The 18,506-nt window shown below is 42.2% G+C and carries 21 protein-coding genes; 15 read left to right on the top strand and 6 right to left on the bottom strand.

Going from position 1 to position 18,506, the window contains the following annotated elements:
* Nucleotides 1-51: 51 nt before the first annotated feature.
* On the top strand, nt 52-1,716 hold the full coding sequence (locus QMG11_RS08800; protein WP_281835249.1) for an FAD-binding protein: 1,665 nt from the start codon (nt 52-54) through the stop codon (nt 1,714-1,716).
* Nucleotides 1,717-1,740: 24 nt separating this feature from the next.
* On the opposite strand, the gene QMG11_RS08795 is transcribed toward QMG11_RS08800, so the two are convergent.
* From QMG11_RS08795 to QMG11_RS08785, 3 genes are read right to left on the bottom strand one after another with little or no spacing between them, the layout of a single operon-like run.
* Nucleotides 1,741-1,899, bottom strand: coding sequence for a hypothetical protein (locus QMG11_RS08795; RefSeq protein ID WP_281835248.1), 159 nt, complete (start codon nt 1,897-1,899; stop codon nt 1,741-1,743).
* A 26-nt stretch (nt 1,900-1,925) separates the two neighbouring features.
* Nucleotides 1,926-2,651, bottom strand: a complete 726-nt coding sequence (locus QMG11_RS08790) for a LytR/AlgR family response regulator transcription factor (RefSeq protein ID WP_281835246.1) — start codon at nt 2,649-2,651, stop codon at nt 1,926-1,928.
* Entirely contained in the window at nt 2,651-4,324 is a 1,674-nt protein-coding gene (locus tag QMG11_RS08785; RefSeq protein WP_281835244.1) for a LytS/YhcK type 5TM receptor domain-containing protein, read from the bottom strand. Before QMG11_RS08785 ends, QMG11_RS08790 begins: the two co-directional genes overlap by 1 nt.
* A 183-nt stretch (nt 4,325-4,507) precedes the next feature.
* Here QMG11_RS08785 and QMG11_RS08780 point away from each other — a divergent pair, with 183 nt between their 5' ends.
* The 3 genes from QMG11_RS08780 (at nt 4,508) to QMG11_RS08770 (ending at nt 6,526) form a co-directional block, all read left to right on the top strand.
* A complete protein-coding gene (locus QMG11_RS08780; RefSeq protein WP_281835243.1) occupies nt 4,508-4,663 on the top strand; it encodes a nucleotidyl cyclase domain-containing protein in 156 nt (51 codons plus the stop codon).
* Between the two features lie 101 nt (nt 4,664-4,764).
* The gene (locus QMG11_RS08775) at nt 4,765-5,217 is read left to right on the top strand and encodes a MarR family winged helix-turn-helix transcriptional regulator (RefSeq protein WP_281835242.1); all 453 of its coding nucleotides are present in this window, start codon (nt 4,765-4,767) and stop codon (nt 5,215-5,217) included.
* On the top strand, nt 5,204-6,526 hold the full coding sequence (locus QMG11_RS08770; protein WP_281835240.1) for an MATE family efflux transporter: 1,323 nt from the start codon (nt 5,204-5,206) through the stop codon (nt 6,524-6,526). Before QMG11_RS08775 ends, QMG11_RS08770 begins: the two co-directional genes overlap by 14 nt.
* A 417-nt stretch (nt 6,527-6,943) precedes the next feature.
* Here QMG11_RS08770 and yjeM read toward each other — a convergent pair whose 3' ends face one another.
* Complete coding sequence (gene yjeM, locus QMG11_RS08765) at nt 6,944-8,464, bottom strand: glutamate/gamma-aminobutyrate family transporter YjeM (protein WP_281835237.1); 1,521 nt, start codon at nt 8,462-8,464, stop codon at nt 6,944-6,946.
* A gap of 549 nt (nt 8,465-9,013) precedes the next feature.
* Here yjeM and QMG11_RS08760 point away from each other — a divergent pair.
* Entirely contained in the window at nt 9,014-9,418 is a 405-nt protein-coding gene (locus tag QMG11_RS08760; protein ID WP_281835235.1) for a winged helix DNA-binding protein, read from the top strand.
* Between the two features lie 169 nt (nt 9,419-9,587).
* Here QMG11_RS08760 and QMG11_RS08755 read toward each other — a convergent pair whose 3' ends face one another.
* Nucleotides 9,588-11,105, bottom strand: a complete 1,518-nt coding sequence (locus QMG11_RS08755) for an ABC transporter substrate-binding protein (protein WP_281835233.1) — start codon at nt 11,103-11,105, stop codon at nt 9,588-9,590.
* 539 nt (nt 11,106-11,644) lie between these two features.
* Here QMG11_RS08755 and QMG11_RS08750 point away from each other — a divergent pair.
* From QMG11_RS08750 to QMG11_RS08705, 10 genes are all read left to right on the top strand, one after another.
* Entirely contained in the window at nt 11,645-12,388 is a 744-nt protein-coding gene (locus QMG11_RS08750; protein WP_281835231.1) for a threonine/serine exporter family protein, read from the top strand.
* A gap of 13 nt (nt 12,389-12,401) precedes the next feature.
* Nucleotides 12,402-12,830, top strand: a complete 429-nt coding sequence (locus QMG11_RS08745; RefSeq protein WP_281835229.1) for a threonine/serine exporter family protein — start codon at nt 12,402-12,404, stop codon at nt 12,828-12,830.
* A gap of 22 nt (nt 12,831-12,852) precedes the next feature.
* Nucleotides 12,853-13,293 (top strand): DUF1499 domain-containing protein, encoded by a 441-nt coding sequence (locus QMG11_RS08740; protein ID WP_281835227.1) that lies wholly within the window; start codon nt 12,853-12,855, stop codon nt 13,291-13,293.
* Nucleotides 13,294-13,377: 84 nt separating this feature from the next.
* A complete protein-coding gene (locus QMG11_RS08735; protein WP_281835225.1) occupies nt 13,378-13,782 on the top strand; it encodes a hypothetical protein in 405 nt (134 codons plus the stop codon).
* 217 nt (nt 13,783-13,999) lie between these two features.
* A complete protein-coding gene (locus QMG11_RS08730; protein ID WP_281835223.1) occupies nt 14,000-14,548 on the top strand; it encodes a DJ-1 family glyoxalase III in 549 nt (182 codons plus the stop codon).
* Between the two features lie 38 nt (nt 14,549-14,586).
* A complete protein-coding gene (locus tag QMG11_RS08725) occupies nt 14,587-15,228 on the top strand; it encodes a DUF3298 and DUF4163 domain-containing protein (protein ID WP_281835221.1) in 642 nt (213 codons plus the stop codon).
* Between the two features lie 30 nt (nt 15,229-15,258).
* A complete protein-coding gene (gene rbr / locus QMG11_RS08720; RefSeq protein ID WP_281835219.1) occupies nt 15,259-15,834 on the top strand; it encodes a rubrerythrin in 576 nt (191 codons plus the stop codon).
* Between the two features lie 26 nt (nt 15,835-15,860).
* The gene (locus QMG11_RS08715; protein ID WP_281835215.1) at nt 15,861-16,496 is read left to right on the top strand and encodes a flavodoxin family protein; all 636 of its coding nucleotides are present in this window, start codon (nt 15,861-15,863) and stop codon (nt 16,494-16,496) included.
* A gap of 122 nt (nt 16,497-16,618) precedes the next feature.
* Complete coding sequence (locus QMG11_RS08710) at nt 16,619-17,443, top strand: mechanosensitive ion channel family protein (protein WP_281835213.1); 825 nt, start codon at nt 16,619-16,621, stop codon at nt 17,441-17,443.
* Between the two features lie 84 nt (nt 17,444-17,527).
* On the top strand, nt 17,528-17,959 hold the full coding sequence (locus tag QMG11_RS08705; RefSeq protein ID WP_281835211.1) for a hypothetical protein: 432 nt from the start codon (nt 17,528-17,530) through the stop codon (nt 17,957-17,959).
* 39 nt (nt 17,960-17,998) lie between these two features.
* On the opposite strand, the gene QMG11_RS08700 is transcribed toward QMG11_RS08705, so the two are convergent.
* Nucleotides 17,999-18,415, bottom strand: a complete 417-nt coding sequence (locus QMG11_RS08700) for an META domain-containing protein (protein WP_281835209.1) — start codon at nt 18,413-18,415, stop codon at nt 17,999-18,001.
* Nucleotides 18,416-18,506 lie beyond the last annotated feature (91 nt).

The following is an 18,506-nucleotide window of genomic DNA, read 5'->3' as shown; positions in this document are numbered from 1 at the left end:
CAAACAAAAAGAACTATAATGAACCAATAACTTAGAAATCAGGAGGAAATTATGAAAAGAATTGTAAAAACCTTTGCCTTACTTGTCTTAACTCTCTTATTCACAGCCTGTTCCCAGGACTCAATAGAGGGGAAGGGAAGAGGATTTACAGGGGAGATAACTGTTAAGGTTATTGGAACTGAGGAAAGGATCGAGGATATTGTTGTGGTATCCCACAAGGAAACGGACTTTATTATGGACAGGGCATTTCCTATTCTTAAGGAAAGAATTATAGAGGCTCAGAGCCCCATTGTAGACAGTGTATCGGGAGCTACCTACACCTCTCTTGGAGTAAAGAGAGCTGTCAACGATGCTCTTAAGAAAGCAGAGAAGGATTTTGGAAGGATCACCATGAAAACCAAGGGACCTGAGGAACCTGTAAAGTATCTGGAGGATGTAAAAACAGATATAGTTATTGTTGGAGGGGGACCAGCAGGTCTTGCAGCTGCAATCTCTGCCAAGGAAGCAGGCGCAGAGGACGTTATCCTGGTTGAGAAGATGGATATCCTCAGCGGAAATGGTAAATATGACAGGAACTTTTTTGGAATAGTTAACTCCAAGGTACAGAACGAGGAGGGATATACAGCAACTGCTGACACCCTCTATGAGGATATGCTCAAGAGCAACAAGATGGATTCGCCCTCTCGTCTGAAGGCATGGGCTAATGGAGCGTCCCTTGTGGATATATGGTTCAGGAAGATGGGAATAACTCTGGATCACAGGCTGGGAGATACTGGACACATGCATAAAGCCGATGCCTATGCTGGTGCCCACATCCAGGATGGTATGGAAGGAAGGGTAGCTGAGCTAGGAGTGGATGTAAGGACAGGTACCAAGGGGCTGGATCTCATCATGGATGACAAAAAGGTTGTAGGGGTGAGAGTGCAGAATAAAAATAACTTCTACAATATAATGGCAGATGCTGTGGTAATCGCCACAGGAGGATTTGTAGCAAATCAGGAGCTTCTACTGGAGCACAACCCGGAGGTAGAGGGGTTTGCCCACTCAAATCAGACGGGAGCTACTGGGGATTTCCTTCCTGTATTTGAAAGAAATAATATTCAGGTGGATAACCTGGATGTTCTGAGCATCTTTGGATTTATTCTTACATCTACCAGAGATCTCACTGGAGAGGGACCTGGGTATGTTCTTGTAAACGTGGAGGGAGAAAGGTTTATCGAGGAGGCAGGGACCTCTGGAGTAGAGAGAGGTAGAGCTATATTAAATCAGACAGATGGTGTAGCTTACTATATCTATGACAATACTCTGAAGGATACCAGCTATCGTCTTACATCTCAGGAGGCAAAGGGGCTGCACACAAGGGGTGAAACTCTTGAGGAGCTGGCTGAAAAACTGGGATTGAATGTGGATAACTTTATGGAAACTATGACTGCCTACAATAGAGATTCAGAGGCTGGATCGGATTCCTATGGAAAGATTGTAAGGGCTCTGGATACAGAGGGACCATACTACGGGGTAGAGGTGGAATCTGCTGTTCATATGACCAAGGGTGGAGTAGTAGCCAATGAGAAGTCAGAGGTATTCTTTGAGAATGGAAGTATTGTAGAGGGACTCTATGCAGCTGGAGAGGTTGTTAATACAAGAGCTGCCTACAGTGGTTCAGTGGTATTTGGTAGGATTGCAGGAGAGAGTGCTGCAGAGTATATAAAAAAATAAAAGGAGGGAGCCTGGCTCCCTCCTTTAACTTACTGCTATCATATAGGTTTTTTCTATAGGGATACCCTTGTCAGACTTCATAAGTCTGTCCATAAGGTGCCCCCCGAAAGCATGGTCTATGGCTGCTATGAGAAAGATCCAGAGCAAAAATAATTTCAGGTAATCTGTAAGCGTATCCTTCATTGTTCCTCCCTGCCGGTGAATGTTTACTATCCTATACCCATTAAGCTCTTAAATTCCTTTACCTTACTCCTGCTTACAGGTATTTTTTCATCTATATCACTGAGCTTCAGGTTGTAGGTAGTATTGAACCAGGGAATGATCTCCACAATCTTATCCAGATTTACTATATATGATCTGTGGCTTCTGAAGAACTTTCCCTTGGGAAGCTTCTCCTCTAGATCCGATATCTTCAGCTTTGACATATAGACTCCCCCTGGAGTGAATATCTTTGTCTCCCTCTCGCAGGCTTCGCAGAAGGAGATATCCTTTAGGGGAAGTACAAACATCTTGTCCCCCTTCCATAGGGTGAGTTTATTCTGCTGTTGGACCTCCTTTTCTCCTGGAGAGGTCTCCCCCTTACTCCTTGTAAGTCTGTCCAGGGTATCCTTGATCCTCTCCTCTGAGTAGGGCTTCATTATATAATCAAATGCTCTTATTCCAAAGGCTTCCACAGCATATGAGTCATAAGCGGTTATGAATATGATCTGGGGACTCCTTTTAAACTTGGAGATCAGCTTTCCAAGACTCATTCCGTCCAGGTTAGGCATATTTATATCCAGAAAAACCACATCTACACTGGTCTCCTGAAGAAAGCCCAGAGCCTTCAAGGGATCATCAAACTCCCCTGCAATATCTATCTCCATATATTGTCCAAGGAAGTGTTTCAGCTCCTCCCTAGATGGAAACTCATCATCTACAATAATGCATCTCATTACTCTCCTCCTATATTGAAACTAATTCTGGTGCCCTTATCCAGCCTCTCTATTGTAAGTCCCCTTCCATAGAGAAGCTTGATCCTGCTGTGAACGTTGTAGAGCCCTATCTTTTCAGGCTTTACATTGTCCCTCTGGATGTTTTCTATGATCTCCTCTTCGATGCCGGCACCATCATCCTCTATTACTATATCTATCCCCTCTTCTTCACTTCTGCAGACACTTATATATACATTTTTTCCTGTATTTTTCTTTAGAATTCCGTGCTTTAAAGCATTTTCCACAAGGGGCTGTATGGTGAGGCTTGGGATGGTTTTCTCCTCTACCCCCTCCTCTATGTCATAGTGTACCATAAACTTATTTTGAAACCTTGCTTTTTCTATATCCACATAGGCTCTCACCTGCTCCAGCTCCTTACCGATACTTACCAGCCTGTCTCCGTTTTCTATGGAGTACCTCAGATAGGTTGAGAGATCGATTATGACCTTTCTTGCCTTGGCTGGGTCGATCCTCACAAAGGAGGATACCGTGTGAAGGGCATTGAATAAAAAGTGCGGGTTAATCTGGGCTTGGAGAGCTTTTATCTCAGCCTTAGCAGCTTCATTTTTCAGCCTCTCTACCCTGCTTATCTCAAGCTGTGTGGAGATGAGCTGGGAAAGGCCTATGGCAAGATACTTATTTCTAGAGGTAAGGGAACTGTTTTCCTTGAAGTAAAGCTTCAGGGTACCAGTGGTTCCCTGCCCTGTATTTAGCGGGGCAATGATGGCTGATTTGAGGTCCTTGAGGCAGCACCTGAACTTCAGCTCATCCTCCAGCTCATCGGCAATGAGGATCTCCCCGGTTTCAAGCACCTGTTTTGTTCCAATTCCCACGATCTCAGTGTGGTTGATCTTATACCTCTCCTCTGAACTGTAGCTGGCCAGAATGTTCTCCCTGTCGGTGATAGCCACAAGCTCAGCCTCCACAGAGTCCCGGATTATCTTACACACATTGATGAGGGATTTGTTGGTAAGGTCTCTGAAGTGGGGGAGGGTTTTGTTGGCTACCTCCAGGATCAGCTTGGCCTGCTCCCCTGCCATCCTCTTCTTCTCCTCCAGGATACTCTCGGTTATTGCAATTACGATAAAGGCTCCCATTCCATTGGCGAGAACCATGGGGATATATATATTTGTCACTATATCCCTGGCCAGTTCAAAGGGCCGGCTCATGAGGAGGATAAATCCCATACTGAGGTTTTCCACTATTATCCCTGCCAATAAACCATAGAGTTTTCTTTCCTTGGGTTCTATCTTTCTGTATACTCCCCCAGAGAGAATTCCCCCTAAAACAGTGGCAATGGCACATGGAAGGGCGGTGATTCCCCCCACATCTATAAAGTATCTGTGGGCTCCTGCAACGACCCCTGTAACAAGACCTATGATAGGTCCCCCTACTACCCCTGCAACAACAACCCCTATATTTCTGGTGTTGGCTATAGCTCCGTTATAGTCTGTTCCCACATAGGTTCCCAGTATCGCTATGGCTGAAAATAAAAGGGAGAGTATAACCCTGTCCCTTACACTATATTTCTCCTTCTCGATTATTCTTTTAAAGGTATTTACATGGGTCAGACCAAAAGCGATTGCTATGATATAACCTATATTATTCAATAAATGGTTGGAAAGTCCTAACATCCTACTTCCTCCTTTGAGTTTGACAACTTTTATTATATCATAGAAACCTGTTTTTAAAAAATAATAAGGTCCTCCTAGTAATAGTGATAAGATTCACCTTATATTTTATACCTTATACCCTGTATCTTGTTTGGAGGTTAACCTTAAGGTATACTTTCACTATAGGAGTTCATCGAGGGGGGAGTGGCAGACCTTGAGATAGATTCCTTGAAATCCCCTACAATAAGTATAGGTGTAGCTGAGCATGGTCCTTCAATGTCCGTAGAGGAGCTCATTTCCAGAGTTGCTGCCCTTCTCTACAGGGCCAAAAAACTTGGAAAAAACAGGTGTAAGATGTGAGCTTTTCCCCCCTCGGGAGGGGAGCTTTTTTCTTTGCAAATTTCTAAAAATTGTACTATACTATCTAAGTAGTTGTATTATACAAATAATAGAGGTGAATTATGAAGATAAAGTATGAAAGCTGTTGCGGAAGCGAGATACAGAAGCTGGCTAGGCTTACCTATATTCTGGAGAAGAGTACCTTTAAGTTAAAGGGCTTTACCTCCTCCCAGGCCTATACCCTGCTGGAGCTTTTGGAAAATGGCGAGTTATCCATGAGGGAGATAAGCCAGAGGATGGCTCTGGACTGCAGTACTATGACAAGGAATATATCTAAGCTGGTGGACCTTGGGCTGGTAGAGAGGTGCTCCTGCGACTCCGACAGGAGAATTACCAGGATAAGCCTCAGTGAGCTGGGAAGGGTAAAAACCCAGGAGATAAAGGAGGCTTTTATGGAGCACTTTGGACAGGTGGTGTGCAAGCTTCCAAAGGAAAAATTTGACATAATCTTTGAGGGGATAAACCTTCTTACAGAGGTACTTGAAAAGGAGAGGAGCTGTAATGAAAAAAAGTAACAACCTTACCGTAGGAGATATACAGAAGATACTTGTAGGGCTGGCTATTCCCATAATGGGATCCTCTTTCCTCCAGATGGCTTATGGGCTTATCGATATGATCTGGATAGGAAGGCTGGGAAGTAGTGCAGTAGCTGGAATAGGAACGGCAACCTTCTTTATAAATGTTGGATTTGCTATAAACTCCATGATTGTAACAGGGGCAGGGATAAAGATAGCCCATGCCATAGGGGCTAAGGAGGAGCAGCTCACAAGGGATTATATCAGGAATGCCTTTATCTTAAATGCAGTTGTATCCCTTATCTATATAAGTGCCCTTCTCTTCTTCAGAAAAGATCTCATAGGTTTCTTTAAGCTGGGTGATCCGGCAGTGGAATCCATGGCTGAAACCTATATGATAATTGTAGGTCTTTCTCTTGTGTTTAAGTTTACCAACTTCATCTATGTGAGGATACTGAATAGTTTCGGGGAGAGTAAGCTTCCCTTTAAGATAAACTCAGTGGGAGTAATACTTAATATAGTGCTGGATCCCATCCTTATCTTTGGGATGAATATGGGAGTAGGAGGAGCAGCTCTTGCCACCTTCATATCCCAGGCTCTTGTAACCCTCCTCTTTGTAAAAAGGTCAAGGGAGTTCTTTATACTAAAGGAGCACTTTAAATACAGTGTGGAAACTATAAAGGCGATCCTTACCCTTGGACTTCCCTTGGGGATTCAGAGGGTATTATTTACCGGTTTTGGTATTGTAATAGCCAGAATAATAGCTTCCTGGGGACCAGATGCCATTGCAGCTCAGAAAATAGGTCTCCAGATAGAGTCCATCTCCTATATGACTGTGGGAGGTCTCTATGGGGCTGTTTCTAGCTTTATAGGGCAGAACTATGGGGCTCAGCTGAAGGAGAGGATGGTGGAGGGGTATAAGACTGCATTCAAGCTGGCCCTGGGTGTTGGATTAATAACTACCTTCCTCTTTGTGGTGTTTCCGGAATTCCTCATCAGGATATTTGTAGATGACAGGGGAACCCTAGATGCAGGGGCAGCGTATCTGAGGATAATTGGATTATCTCAGCTCTTTATGTGTGTGGAGATCATCACCAATGGTTCCTTCAGCGGAATAGGAAAGCCGAAGATCCCTTCTACCATCAGTATTATCTTTACAGGATCTCGTATACCAATAGCCCTCTTCCTCTCCCAGGAACACCTGTTTGGTTTAAATGGGGTGTGGATGAGTATAGCCATTACAAGTATTATAAAGGGGATACTATCTCCTCTTCTCTTTAGAAGACAACTAAAGAAGATAGCATTTTAAGTAAAAGCAGCCAGGGAAATTTATTAAGGAAGAGTGGAGTTGTAGCTAGTTTAAAGACTCCTTGCTTTCTAAATGGTATATTAGTAGGTTTTAGATTTAAAATGGCCGACTGCAGATAGTCGTCCTACTTCACTTATTATATCTACTTCGTTTCGTTATACAGGTTAGGTTCTATCTAGAGCCTATAGAAGAAACGGAAAATAAGTTGTACTTCTTAAGACTATTATCGAAAGTCTTGAACTTTAGGCACCTTTTTTTCAAGAGAAAGGTGCAGTTTTTATTAGTATAGATTACTATGATCGACTTTAATTTGCTAGTAAGTTATTTATATAGAAGAGTTCTTTTATCTTTTAGGGAGTGAATAGAAGAGAGTATTAAAAAAGGCTTAGAGGTCATCCTCTAAGCCTTTTATCTTAACTATGCCACCTTTTCTCTTGCTTCAGTAGCGATTCTCTTCTCATATCTAGAGTAGATTTTGAGAGCTAGGACTGTGAAGAACAGTGGTCCTCCAACCATCCACGCTGTAGAAGCGAAATCTCCCTTAGTTGCAGGGTCGATTATAGTAGCCAGGTTTGCAAAGGCTACCGTAACTACACAGAATATAGTTGCAACATTAGCTGCAGTCTTACTTTTATAGATCTCAAATGGCTTCTGGATGCTCTCCTTAGCCTTAAACTTAGGGAATGCAGCCGCAATAAACATATATGGAATTGTCATAGCTACATTAGTCATAAGGATAAGCTTTGAGAAGAATGCTGAAGCTCCCTCTCCTCCAAAGGAAATCATAACTATGAACACAATTACTATACCGCACTGGATCCACATTGCATTTACAGGCATACCATCCTTGCTCTCTCTTAACTTTGCAGGCCACATCTCTGCAGGAGTTCCCTCGATAAGAGTCTTAAGTGGCGAGTATGAAAGAGTAAAGAATGCGCCAGTAAGAGCAAGAACCATTGAGATTCCCATATATCTAGACATCCATAGTCCGATAGTTGTAGAAAGCTCAGGGGACATTCCCATAGCCTGACCAAGCTGGAATCCTAGATTTTCCATAAGTACATAAGCTACGTTACCCATGTGAATAGATGAATCTGAAAGGATTGCATCCCAGTTTGTAAAGATTCCGCATAGGAAGATTCCAATAGCATATCCAATTGCTATAATAATAGCTGCCATAGTAACTCCCTTAGGGAATGTCTTCTCAGCATTTTCAGTCTTATCAACTAATCCACCGATTACTTCTATTCCACCAAAGGCGAAGATAGAGAATACCATGAATGAAACAGCTGCAATAGAAGTCTGATATCCAGGGTGTGGTGAAGTTGTAAATGCTTCTCCGATACTCTTCATAGGCTGAGCCAGCTCTCCACCGTTAAGAGCTAAGATAAGAAGAGCTCCTCCAAGAAGAACTAGGTTGATAAGAGTTACAGCAAGTCCACCGATAGATGTAACTTTAGTAATCTTCTCAAGCCCCTTAGAACCGATAAAGGTAATAGTCAGCATAAATCCAACAGCAAGAAGTCCCAGAGTCTGAGTTGAATTTAATCCCAGTAGACTCCAGTTAGATGTAAGGTCTCTACCAAATAGCGCTGTTGAGATAACGATCCAGATAGCTGAACTTACATTAACCATCCATACTACATATGATGCATACCACATAAATGTTCCGATAAAGGCATACTTAGTTCCTACAGATCTCTCCATCCAAGAGTAGATACCACCCTTCTCACTCTTAAAGGCTGCTCCGTACTCTGCCATCATAAATGCATATGGAATAAAGAATGCTGCTGCTGATACAACGTACCAAGGGATAGCTGCATATCCCATTAGATAAAATGATCTTGGAATGTTAGTAAATCCAAAAACCGATGTGAATATCATCAGGATCAATGATATCAGTGTTAACTTTTTTTCAATTTTAGCGTTTGTTGCCATGTTTTCCTCCTGTAACTTTTTAAATTATCTGTACTATTTTTTAATACTTTTTACGGTTTTCTACCGATGTGCAGGTATTGTAGCATTTTAAGTGAAATTTAACAATAACTTTATTTCACAGAGTGCGATACGGAAATAGTAAAAAGTCATAGATGATTGTTCCTTTAGTGATCAGTGAAAAACTTTAAAGAATATTGTAACTCCTTATAAATAAAGGAATATAGTGGTTCTTGAAGAAGTGGACTAAGTGAATTTTATCTGTTTTAGTTGTGAAATAATACACACGAAAAAACTTAAATTAAACTTAAAATTCTATATAAAAGTTATGAGGTGCCCTTTCCTAGGGTAAGGGTGGGACCTCGGTAGCCTATAATTAGTGAACATGAGAGGTAAGTGGGAAGATTTTATGAAATTATCTGTAGATATAATCGGCTGCTGTATATTTTGACGATATAGGGCTTTTAAAGTAAAATATAATTTGTGGAAAATTGGATAGAGTTTGATTTTTAGGCTTATTATATATTGTTTATTTTGTATCTAGGAGGATATATGTATTATGAATTTATCAGGGAGATAATGCTCTGTCTGAAGGTAATTAAGAAGGACTTTAAATATGGAGGAAATACCCCTCTCAACCACAATGAGGCAGTTCTTCTCTACTTTGTTTATTCATCTGCAGGATCCCCCTACCTTCTAGCTGATATCCTGGATCAAGATCCTGCTCAGGTCTATAGGAGCTTAAAGAAGCTGGAGGAGATGGACCTTGTGGCAAAGGAGAAGTCAGGGAAGAAAGCCAACTATACTCTCACCAGTGAGGGAGAGAAGATGGTAGAGGTTCTTAAGGAGGGGGTAAGGGAGTTTAAAAAGCATTACCCTGAACTTTATACCGAGGGTGAGGAACTTCTGAAAAGGTTAAGGGAGTTCAGAGAGAAGATGGTTCCTATATTAAATTAATCCCCTTTAATAAGAAATAATCTTAATTTTGTAAAGATTAAAAAAAGCGGACTGATTGATTCCGCTTTTTCATTATTAAGGTAAAGTATAGAATTATAGATTAGTGTATCATAAAAATTTATTGCACAATTTTATAAGGGGTGGAGCGTCACGCTCCTTTTTATTAATTCTATTCAAAGGAGAGCTTGAAGAAGTTAGGGTTGTTTAGTGGTGACTGCTCATACCCCTTTACGCTCCCCTGGTATCCTGCATTTGCCAGGGCAAAGCTAAATGGATAGATTGGAACCTCATCATTTACAATATCCATAGCTTCAGCATAGTAACTCCTTCTAAGGTCTTCATCCAGTTCCCTACGTCCCATTCCCAAAAGCTCATCCAGTCTCTCATTTTTATAGAAGCTTCTGTTACCGCTGGCTCCCATGAGATCTCCGTGAAGAAGGGCAGACATTCCATAGTCTCCGTCAGCTGAAGAGTTGGACCATCCCATATAGAAGAGGTCGGTTTCCCCGTTGGCTGTGGAGTTTAGGAAAGCACCCCACTCCAGTTGCTGGAGGTTGAGGTTTATACCGATCTCTTTCAGCTGAGCCTGGACTATGGTCATGATCTGGGTATTGGTTTCACTTCCACTTGTGGTTACCAGAAGGTCGATTCCTCCATTGGGATATCCAGCCTCAGCCAGAAGGAATTTTGCTTTTTCCAGGTCGTAGCCTATGGTTTCAGCTTCCTCTGAGTATCCAAATACTCCAGGACCAAAGAGGCCGTTGGCCTTCTCCACAGATCCCATGAGTATCGTGTCGATTATCTCATCTCTGTTTATGGCATAGGCGATAGCCTGTCTTACCCTTTTATCCTGAAGTACTCCCCTTTGCACGTTGAATCCCATGTATGAGATCCCCAGAGCACTCATCTCCTGAAGCTCCAAGCCTGGATCATTTAGGATGGACATCCTTGAGATTGAAAGGATGTCCTGAGAAAGGTGAACCTCTCCAGTCTCCAATCCTATAACCCTGCTGTTCTCCTCGGGAATATTTCTAACTATGACATTTTCAATGGGAGCTTCTCCTCTGAAGTAGTCCTTGTGGGACTTGAGGATAACCCTGTCTCCAGCTACCCATCTCTCCATCATATATGGACCTGTACCCATGGGCTTAATGTTGTACTCCTCTGTGGATTCATTGTATTCCTTATTCATAATGGAGGCTGTAATGTGACTCAGGTGGTGGAGCAGGGGACCAAAAGGCTCTGCAGTTTTTACAATTAGGGTATACTTGTCCACTACCTCTACCTCATCTATAGCTTCATATAACATTCCCACCATTGGAGATTTCTTGGCAAGCTCTAGGGTATACTTAACATCCTCAGAGGTTAGCTCGCTACCATTCTGGAATAATACCCCCTCCCTGAGCTTGAACTCTACACTGGTATCGCTTAGGTACTTCCAGCTCTCAGCCAGCCCGGGAACCAGCTCCATCTCCTCGTTTTTTTCTATAAGTCTGTCGAAGATATTTGCCAGGAGCCTTCTGGAATATACATCTGTAGCCTGATGGGGATCCAGGGTCCTCAGCTCAGCTGACTGAGCAGCTACCAGGGTATCCCTCTCTGTGCTTTTTGTTGTAGTTTCTCCGCTTCCGCCGCAGGCTGTAAGGGCCAGGAGTGAAGCTCCCAATATCAATGCCTTCTTTTTCATCTCAATCCTCCCGTAACAAAATTATGTTATGAGTATATTCTTTTTGTTAACACTTTCATAACTTAAAACTCCTTTAAAAAATTAAGTTTAGTTAGACGATTGTAGCAATATATAACACCTTTATTGATTGATCTAAAAGAGATAGCAGGGAGTTAAGGGGAAAGAATAGGAAAAAATCCCCAGAGAGGGTGTCCCTCTTCTTAAGAAATATTCAGAGAAATAATCTTCAGACATATTAGCCCTATATTTTCTTCACACTTAACAGGAACTGCATGATTTTCTGTATAAATATAGTTGTATAGATCCAGTTATATCTATGATAGACACCCATCATAATAAAATTCTAATGTTTTATATTTAGTTTGATAGAGGTTAGAGATACTATTTTTAATATATTCAATAAATAATTAGTGTAATCTATTTTGAAACAGAAAGTTGAAATTACACTATTGTTCTTTTTTTGTTTCATGTATAAAAAACATTGAAAAATGTTCGTATTTTGTATATAATCTTCAAGGAAGTAATAGAAAGGGGGTATTATGAAAGCTAGCAAGGTTTTAGAGGTAGCTACCTATGCCGGAAGAATTATACTGGAAAATGGTGGTGAAACCTATAGAGTGGAGGATACAGTTTGTAGAATATGCGAAGCATATGGTTTTGAAGCCCAGTGTTTTGCTACAATCACAGGAATAATCTCCTCTGTGAAGAATAAGGATGGAATCCCGGTCTCCTTAACAGAAAGAATAACTACAAGGACTACAAACCTGGATAAGATACATAAGATAAATGCTGTGGCAAGGGAGATCAGTAACTTCTCTACAGATGAGCTCATGGCCCTCTTTAGAAGGATAGACAATGGATCCATCTACTCGGAGATAAAGGTATTCATTGCCCACTGCCTGGGAGCTGCATCCTTTGCTGGAATGTTTGGAGGAACCCCCAGGGATTTTATGGGAGCCTTTATTATAGGAGGACTAATATACTTTCTAAAGGGTCTCTCGGAAAAGATGGAGCTGAATCCATATTTGATGTACTCTGCAGGTGGGTGTTTAGCCTCGGTTTCGGCAATTTTATTTTCTAGGATAGATTTAATTACAAGTGTAGACACAACAACCATCGGATCTATAATGCTTCTGGTACCTGGAATGGCAATAACAAACGCCATAAGGGACATCATAGCAGGGGATCTTGTTGCAGGTATGGCCAGAGGGGCAGAGGCTCTCATTATAGCAACCTGCCTAGCTACTGGTTCAGGTATAGCCCTGTCTACAATGTTAAATTAGGGGGAGTTTTAAGATGATGTATCAAATTTATTTCGCCTTTATCGCCACTTACTGCTTTGGAATACTTTTTAACATAAGGGGAAGAAAGCTTATATGTACCTCTATAGCAGGGAGTCTGGGATGGGCCACATTTTTATACACCCAGCAGGCAGGGGCCAGTGAAACAGCGGCGTATTTCTACTCTGCTGTGGCACTTTCAGTCTTTTCAGAGATGGGGGCAAGATACCTGAAGACTCCAGTAACCTCTATCCTCATATGTGGACTTATACCACTGGTACCAGGAGGAGGGATGTACTTTACCATGAACAATGTCATAGGACACAACCTTATGGGATCCTTTACAAGGGGGCTGGCTACCATATCAGCAGCAGGGGCTCTGGCTATGGGAATAGTATTTGTAACCTCCCTGGTGAAGACGATAAAGAAGTTTCAACGTGGGTAGCTTACATTAGAGGAGGAGAGTTATGAAGAGTTTAGTTTTATTGATGTTTGTAGTATTATTTACCGGGTGTTCCAGTGTGAAGAAGGGACCTACCTTTGACGGAGTGAGCCTGGGTGCCTGCCCTGCATCTCCAAACTGCGTATCCTCCCTGGAGGAGAGAGAGGGGAAGCACTACTTAGAGGAGATAGGTTACAGGGGAAGCAGAGAGGAAGCAGTGGCTGACATCTTGGAAGCTGTAAAGATGGAAAAGAACTATGAGATAGTTACTGAAAGGGAAGATTATATCCATGTGATCTTTAGATCTGGATTCTTTAAGTTTATAGATGATCTGGAGCTCTACCTTCCAGAGGATGAAAGGGGTATCCACTTTAGATCTGCTGCCAGAAGCGGTTACAGTGACTTTGGCGTAAACAGGAAGAGAGTGGAGAGGATAAGGGAAAGATTTGAAGCTAGAGAGCGGTAAATAGTCCTCTTAGATAGATCAAGGGTGGAAAACTCCTCCTTTATGTGGAATAATAACAATAATGATTTCACAGGGGGGATTACAATGAAAAGAATGAAGACGCTGATTTTAACCTTGGGTATGAGTTTGAGTCTTACAGTACTTGCTTCAACCTATCGTGACGGGACCTATAGGGGTAACTTCATAGACAGGGGGGAAAATCAGGTAACGGTGGAGTTTAAGCTGAAGGATGATATTGTAACTTCTGCTAAATACAGGGGACTTACCTACAGGGGAGTGGACTACCTTAAAGAGGAGAGGGTTGCCCAGATAAGGGATGAGCATGAGGCTCTTCTGACTCACCTTGTGGGGAAAAATATAGATGAATCCCTAGACGATCTTTATACTCCAGGGGAGATAGAGATGGCTGGAGCTACCATAAGATCCAATAAGGTGAGATCGGCTATAAAGGATGCCCTGAACAGAGGGGCCTATAAGTTGGCAAAATAACAAGTTGAAGCCCTGAAAGAGGGCTTTTTCTTTTGGAGTTAAATGGGAAGCTGACTTAAGGAGTTAGACTTTAAAACCTCATATTTTCTTTAAAAGTTTGAGTTCGGCAGGAAGGTTGAGTATAATAGAGGATAGATTAATAGCAGGAGTATAGAAGAGTTCTCCAGGAAGGGGGGCAGTCAGCCAATGAAGAGAAGATGGTTTAAAGGAGGAGAGGATGAAGAGAGCATATGTAGTTCTGGCAGAGGGATTTGAGTTGATAGAGGCAATGACACCGGTAGATGTGCTTAAGAGGTGCGGGGTTGATGTTGAGACCCTTTCCATTGGAGAAAAATTAGAGGTTACCTCCAGCCAGGGGGTAACAGTCAGGGCAGATAGGTTCTTTGAGGATGAGAAATTCAGGGATGGAGACCTACTTGTCCTTCCTGGGGGATACCCTGGATATGAAAATATAGGGAAGCATCTGGGAGTTATGGACCTTGCTAAGTACTATCTTGAAGAGGGGAAGGTTCTGGGAGCCATATGCGGTGCCCCCTCAGCCCTAGCCAAGGCAGGGCTTCTCAAGGGAAGAAGGGTTACCAGTCACTTTACTGTAAGGGAGCTTCTTGGAGAAGTGGATTATGTAGATGAGAAGGTTGTTGTAGATGAGAATCTTATTACCTCTACTGGAGCCGGTAGATCCCTGGAGTTTTCCCTGGCTCTTGGAGAGGCTCTCACCTCCAGGGAGGTACTAGAAAAAGTTAAGAAAGGTATGACCCTCCTGTAATTTTTTTATAGGAAGAGGAAGGAAATGAGGAGAAGATTATGAAAAAGATATTGTTTTGCCTGTGTTTAATTCTGACTACCATAGTTTTGGGAGTGGAGGCAGAGGAGAAGAACTTCAGCTACAGGGACGGAAATACTATAATAAGCGGAAGGGTTCCGGTCTTTAAGCATAGGGGTCAGCTGCTATCTGAAAAGGCGGTGGATACCTTTAAGATCCTTGATGAGGTTGTGAGGATGGAGAGCAGGAGACACTTTAGAGAGCTAGGGAACAAGGAGGGAAACCCCTTTGTGCTGAAATCCGATTACTCCAAGGTAGAGAATAAGGTGGGAATAGACAGCTATGTAGTGAAGACCTACTACTACGCAGGGAGGGAGCACGGGATGGTGCTGGAGACTCCATATAACTTCAGGAAGGGCCGGGAGGTAACCCTGGGATCCCTCTTTAAGGATGAGGTGAATTACAGAAGGCTCCTAAGGAATAAGGTAGAGGAGATTATAATAGAGGGAGACCCCTCCATGTACTATGAGAATATAGTAGTTGAGGAGAGGGAGTTTAAGTTTTACTTTTCAGAGGATAACCTTGTTATAATCTTTAATCCCTATGAGATAGGTCCCTATGAGAGCGGAATACTGACCTTTACAATACCGCTGGAGGAGTTATCCGACTATTTAAAGGATTAAATTTAATTTAATATATAAGGGGGAATAGCAATGAATCTTAGAGGAACAGAGACTGAAAAGAATCTATTGAAGGCCTTTGCAGGGGAGTCCCAGGCAAGTATGAGGTACAGATACTTTGCTGAAAAAGCCAGCGAGGAGGGGTATGAGCAGATAGCTGCAATATTTATGGAGACATCTTTAAATGAAAAGTATCATGCTGAAAGGTTCTTCTCATTCCTAGATGGCGGGGAGGGGCTAGAGATCACAGCAGCTTACCCGGCTGGGCATGTGGGGTCTACCCTTAAAAACCTTAACATGGCTGCAGACGGGGAGCATGAGGAGTTTGTAGAGCTCTATCCTGCCTTTGCTGAGAAAGCTACAGAGGAGGGATTCCCTGCTGTGGCAGCGGTATTTAAACTCATTGCCGGAGTAGAGGTGGAGCATGAAAGAAGATACAGAAAGCTTATTGAAAACCTTGAGAGGGATGAGGTCTTTGCAAGAGAGAGTGCCGAGAGGTGGGTCTGTAGAAAGTGTGGTCATACCCATGAGGATATGAAGTCACCTATCCTCTGTCCAATCTGCAGGGCGGAACAGTCATATTTTGAGATAAAGGCTGCTAACTTTTAAAGGTTGGCTCCAAGGGAGGAGAGATAATGAAGGTAGTAGCATTTAATGGAAGCCCCAGAGCCCATGGTAACACCAGGGAAGCCATAGGTATAATGGCAGAGGAGCTTGAAAAAAGCGGTATAGAGGTAGAGGTTATTCAGGTTGGAAATAAAAAGATAAGGGGCTGTCTTGGGTGTATGTGGTGTGTGAAAGCCCAAAATGAAAGGTGTGTCATAGATGAGGATGAGGTAAACGAATATATACAGAAGATGAAGGAAGCCGACGGTATAATCCTCAGCTCACCAGTTTACTACTCAGGGGTGGCAGGAACCATGAAGTCCTTTTTGGACAGGGCCTTTTTCGTTGTAGGGGTAAATGGCAACTTCTTAAGGCACAGGGTAGGGACATCCCTGGCTGCAGTAAGGCGTAGCGGGGGGATTCCCACTATAGATAACTTGGATAGATACATAAACTATTCAGAGATGTTTGTTCCCACATCCAACTACTGGAATGTTGCCCATGGCTTAAAGCCAGGAGAGGTGGCTCAGGATGATGAGGGAGTTCAGATTATAAGGATCCTGGGGAAAAATATGGCCTGGCTTATGAAGGCTGTAGAACTAGGGAAGAAGGAGCTTCCCCTCCCAGAGCAGGAGAGAAAAAGGTTTACTAACTTTATCAGATAGAAGAGCCTCCCTCTGGTATAGAGCCGGGGGAGGTCTTTTTTAGTGTCCTTTCGAGGAAGTAAAAGAGGATGGAAGAATGTTTTTCATATAACAATATTGATACTACATAAGGAGGTAATTTTATGGACGGAATAATGGCTTATATATCGGTGAACTTTATAGGCTTTGCCACAAAGGTATTGCTGGCGATAGTTGTATTTTTAGTGGGTAGAGCTGTAATAAAAAGAGTTGTAGCGGAAGTGGATAAAGCACTGGACAGGAAGAAGGTGGACCCTATGATCCACAGCTTCTCCCACTCATGCTTAAATGCTCTTTTCTATGTAATCCTGTTTATAGTGACGATCTCAATCCTAGGGGTGCAGATGACATCGTTAGTTGCAATTCTTGGTGCTGCTACCTTGGCAGTAGGTCTTGCTCTTCAGGGAAGTCTTGCCAACTTTGCAGGGGGATTTTTAATTGTGCTCTTCAAGCCCTTTGAAGTTGGGGATTTTGTGGAAGCAGCTGGTTATACTGGAAGTGTAGCTGCAGTCCAGATATTCTATACTGTAATCAATACAGTGGATAACAGAAGAATCATCATACCCAATGGGGAGCTTTCCAACAACTCCATTGTAAACTATACCAGAAACAATGTGAGAAGGGTGGATATTAATTTTGGTATTAGTTACGGAAACGACTATAAAAAGGCAATAGATCTTCTTAGGGGGATTGCTGACAGTCAGGAAAAGGTTTTAAGGGAACCGGGGGTCCAGATAAGGTTAAAGGAGTTTGGTGATTCCTCTGTAAATATAACCTACAGAGCCTGGGCAAAAACATCTGATTACTGGGATGTTTACTTTGATACCATGGAGATGGCCAAGGATACCTTCGACAGAGAGGGTATAGAGATACCATTCCCGCAGCTGGATGTACACTTTAATCCAAAGTCTCTGGAGCAGGGACAGTAAAATCTAAAAAAAAATTTATTTTTAGTTAAGTTTTCTCTCCTCTAATATAGAGTATTACTTCCTAAAGAAAGGGAGGTGATGGCTGTGAAGGAGTGCAAACAATATAGTGAATATCTCATTTCCAAGAGGCAGTTTGACTTTGAAACCCTAGAGATGGTACTCCATTCTATTAATATAGTGGCCAATAACCATAAAAGACAGGGTGACTACGAGGGTGAGATGAAATATTTCAATGAAAAGGAATATATAATGCAAAAATTATTAAATCCAGTATATATTGAGGAAGTGGGAGAGAGGGCTTTTGTAATATATGATGCACTGAAGCACAGATATAGGATCCCGATGGAATCATTTACTTTAGAGGAAGCCTATGACTTTTATGAAGAACTCCCTGTAAGAACCCATGAAAAACTTAATATGTGCGGAGAAAAGATAGAAGGATGTTTAGAGGAAGAATCTATAGATAATTTTTATAAGATGATTAAAAGTGGAGATTACTTCTTCCTTCCAGCATAAGAAAAAAAGTTGTCGAGTGCCGACAACTTTTTTTTATATCTATTCAGTTACTTCCTCTACCTGAGTAAATGTTAATACCTTTTCCTCTTCAGTAGTAATAGTCAGTTTATTTCCTTCCAGTGAGATAGTCTTAGCGTTTGTAAGATCCATCAGGTACTCTGCTTCTCTCTGCATAAGAATCTCTGGACCAGCCATTAGAGTTGTAGCCATTGGCGAGATCTCAATCTTGTCTCCCTCAATCTCATAGTTTGCATTGAAGTTGTTAAGTGCTCTTCCGCTGACTCTTCCATCTTCAAAGGCAAGTGTGAAGCTTACTTCTTCTCCCTGTTCCTCTAAAACAACCTTCTCATCCAGTGTAAAAGTCTTCCCTGCCAACATTTCATTCAGGTCCGTCTTACTCCCACACGCCATTAAAGTCATTACCATAACTACAAACATAAGTATTTTTTTCATCATCTTTTTTCTCCTCGTAAAATTAATATAAGTATCTTTGTACAGAGATTATCTCAAAGAAATATGTGGATTTTGTGATGGCAGGGTGAGAATT

This window comes from Propionigenium maris DSM 9537, assembly GCF_027925155.1.
GTDB classification, from domain to species: Bacteria; Fusobacteriota; Fusobacteriia; order Fusobacteriales; family Fusobacteriaceae; genus Propionigenium; species Propionigenium maris.
The sequence above is the reverse complement of the archived record's forward strand: the minus strand, read 5'-3'. Positions and strand labels throughout refer to the sequence as shown.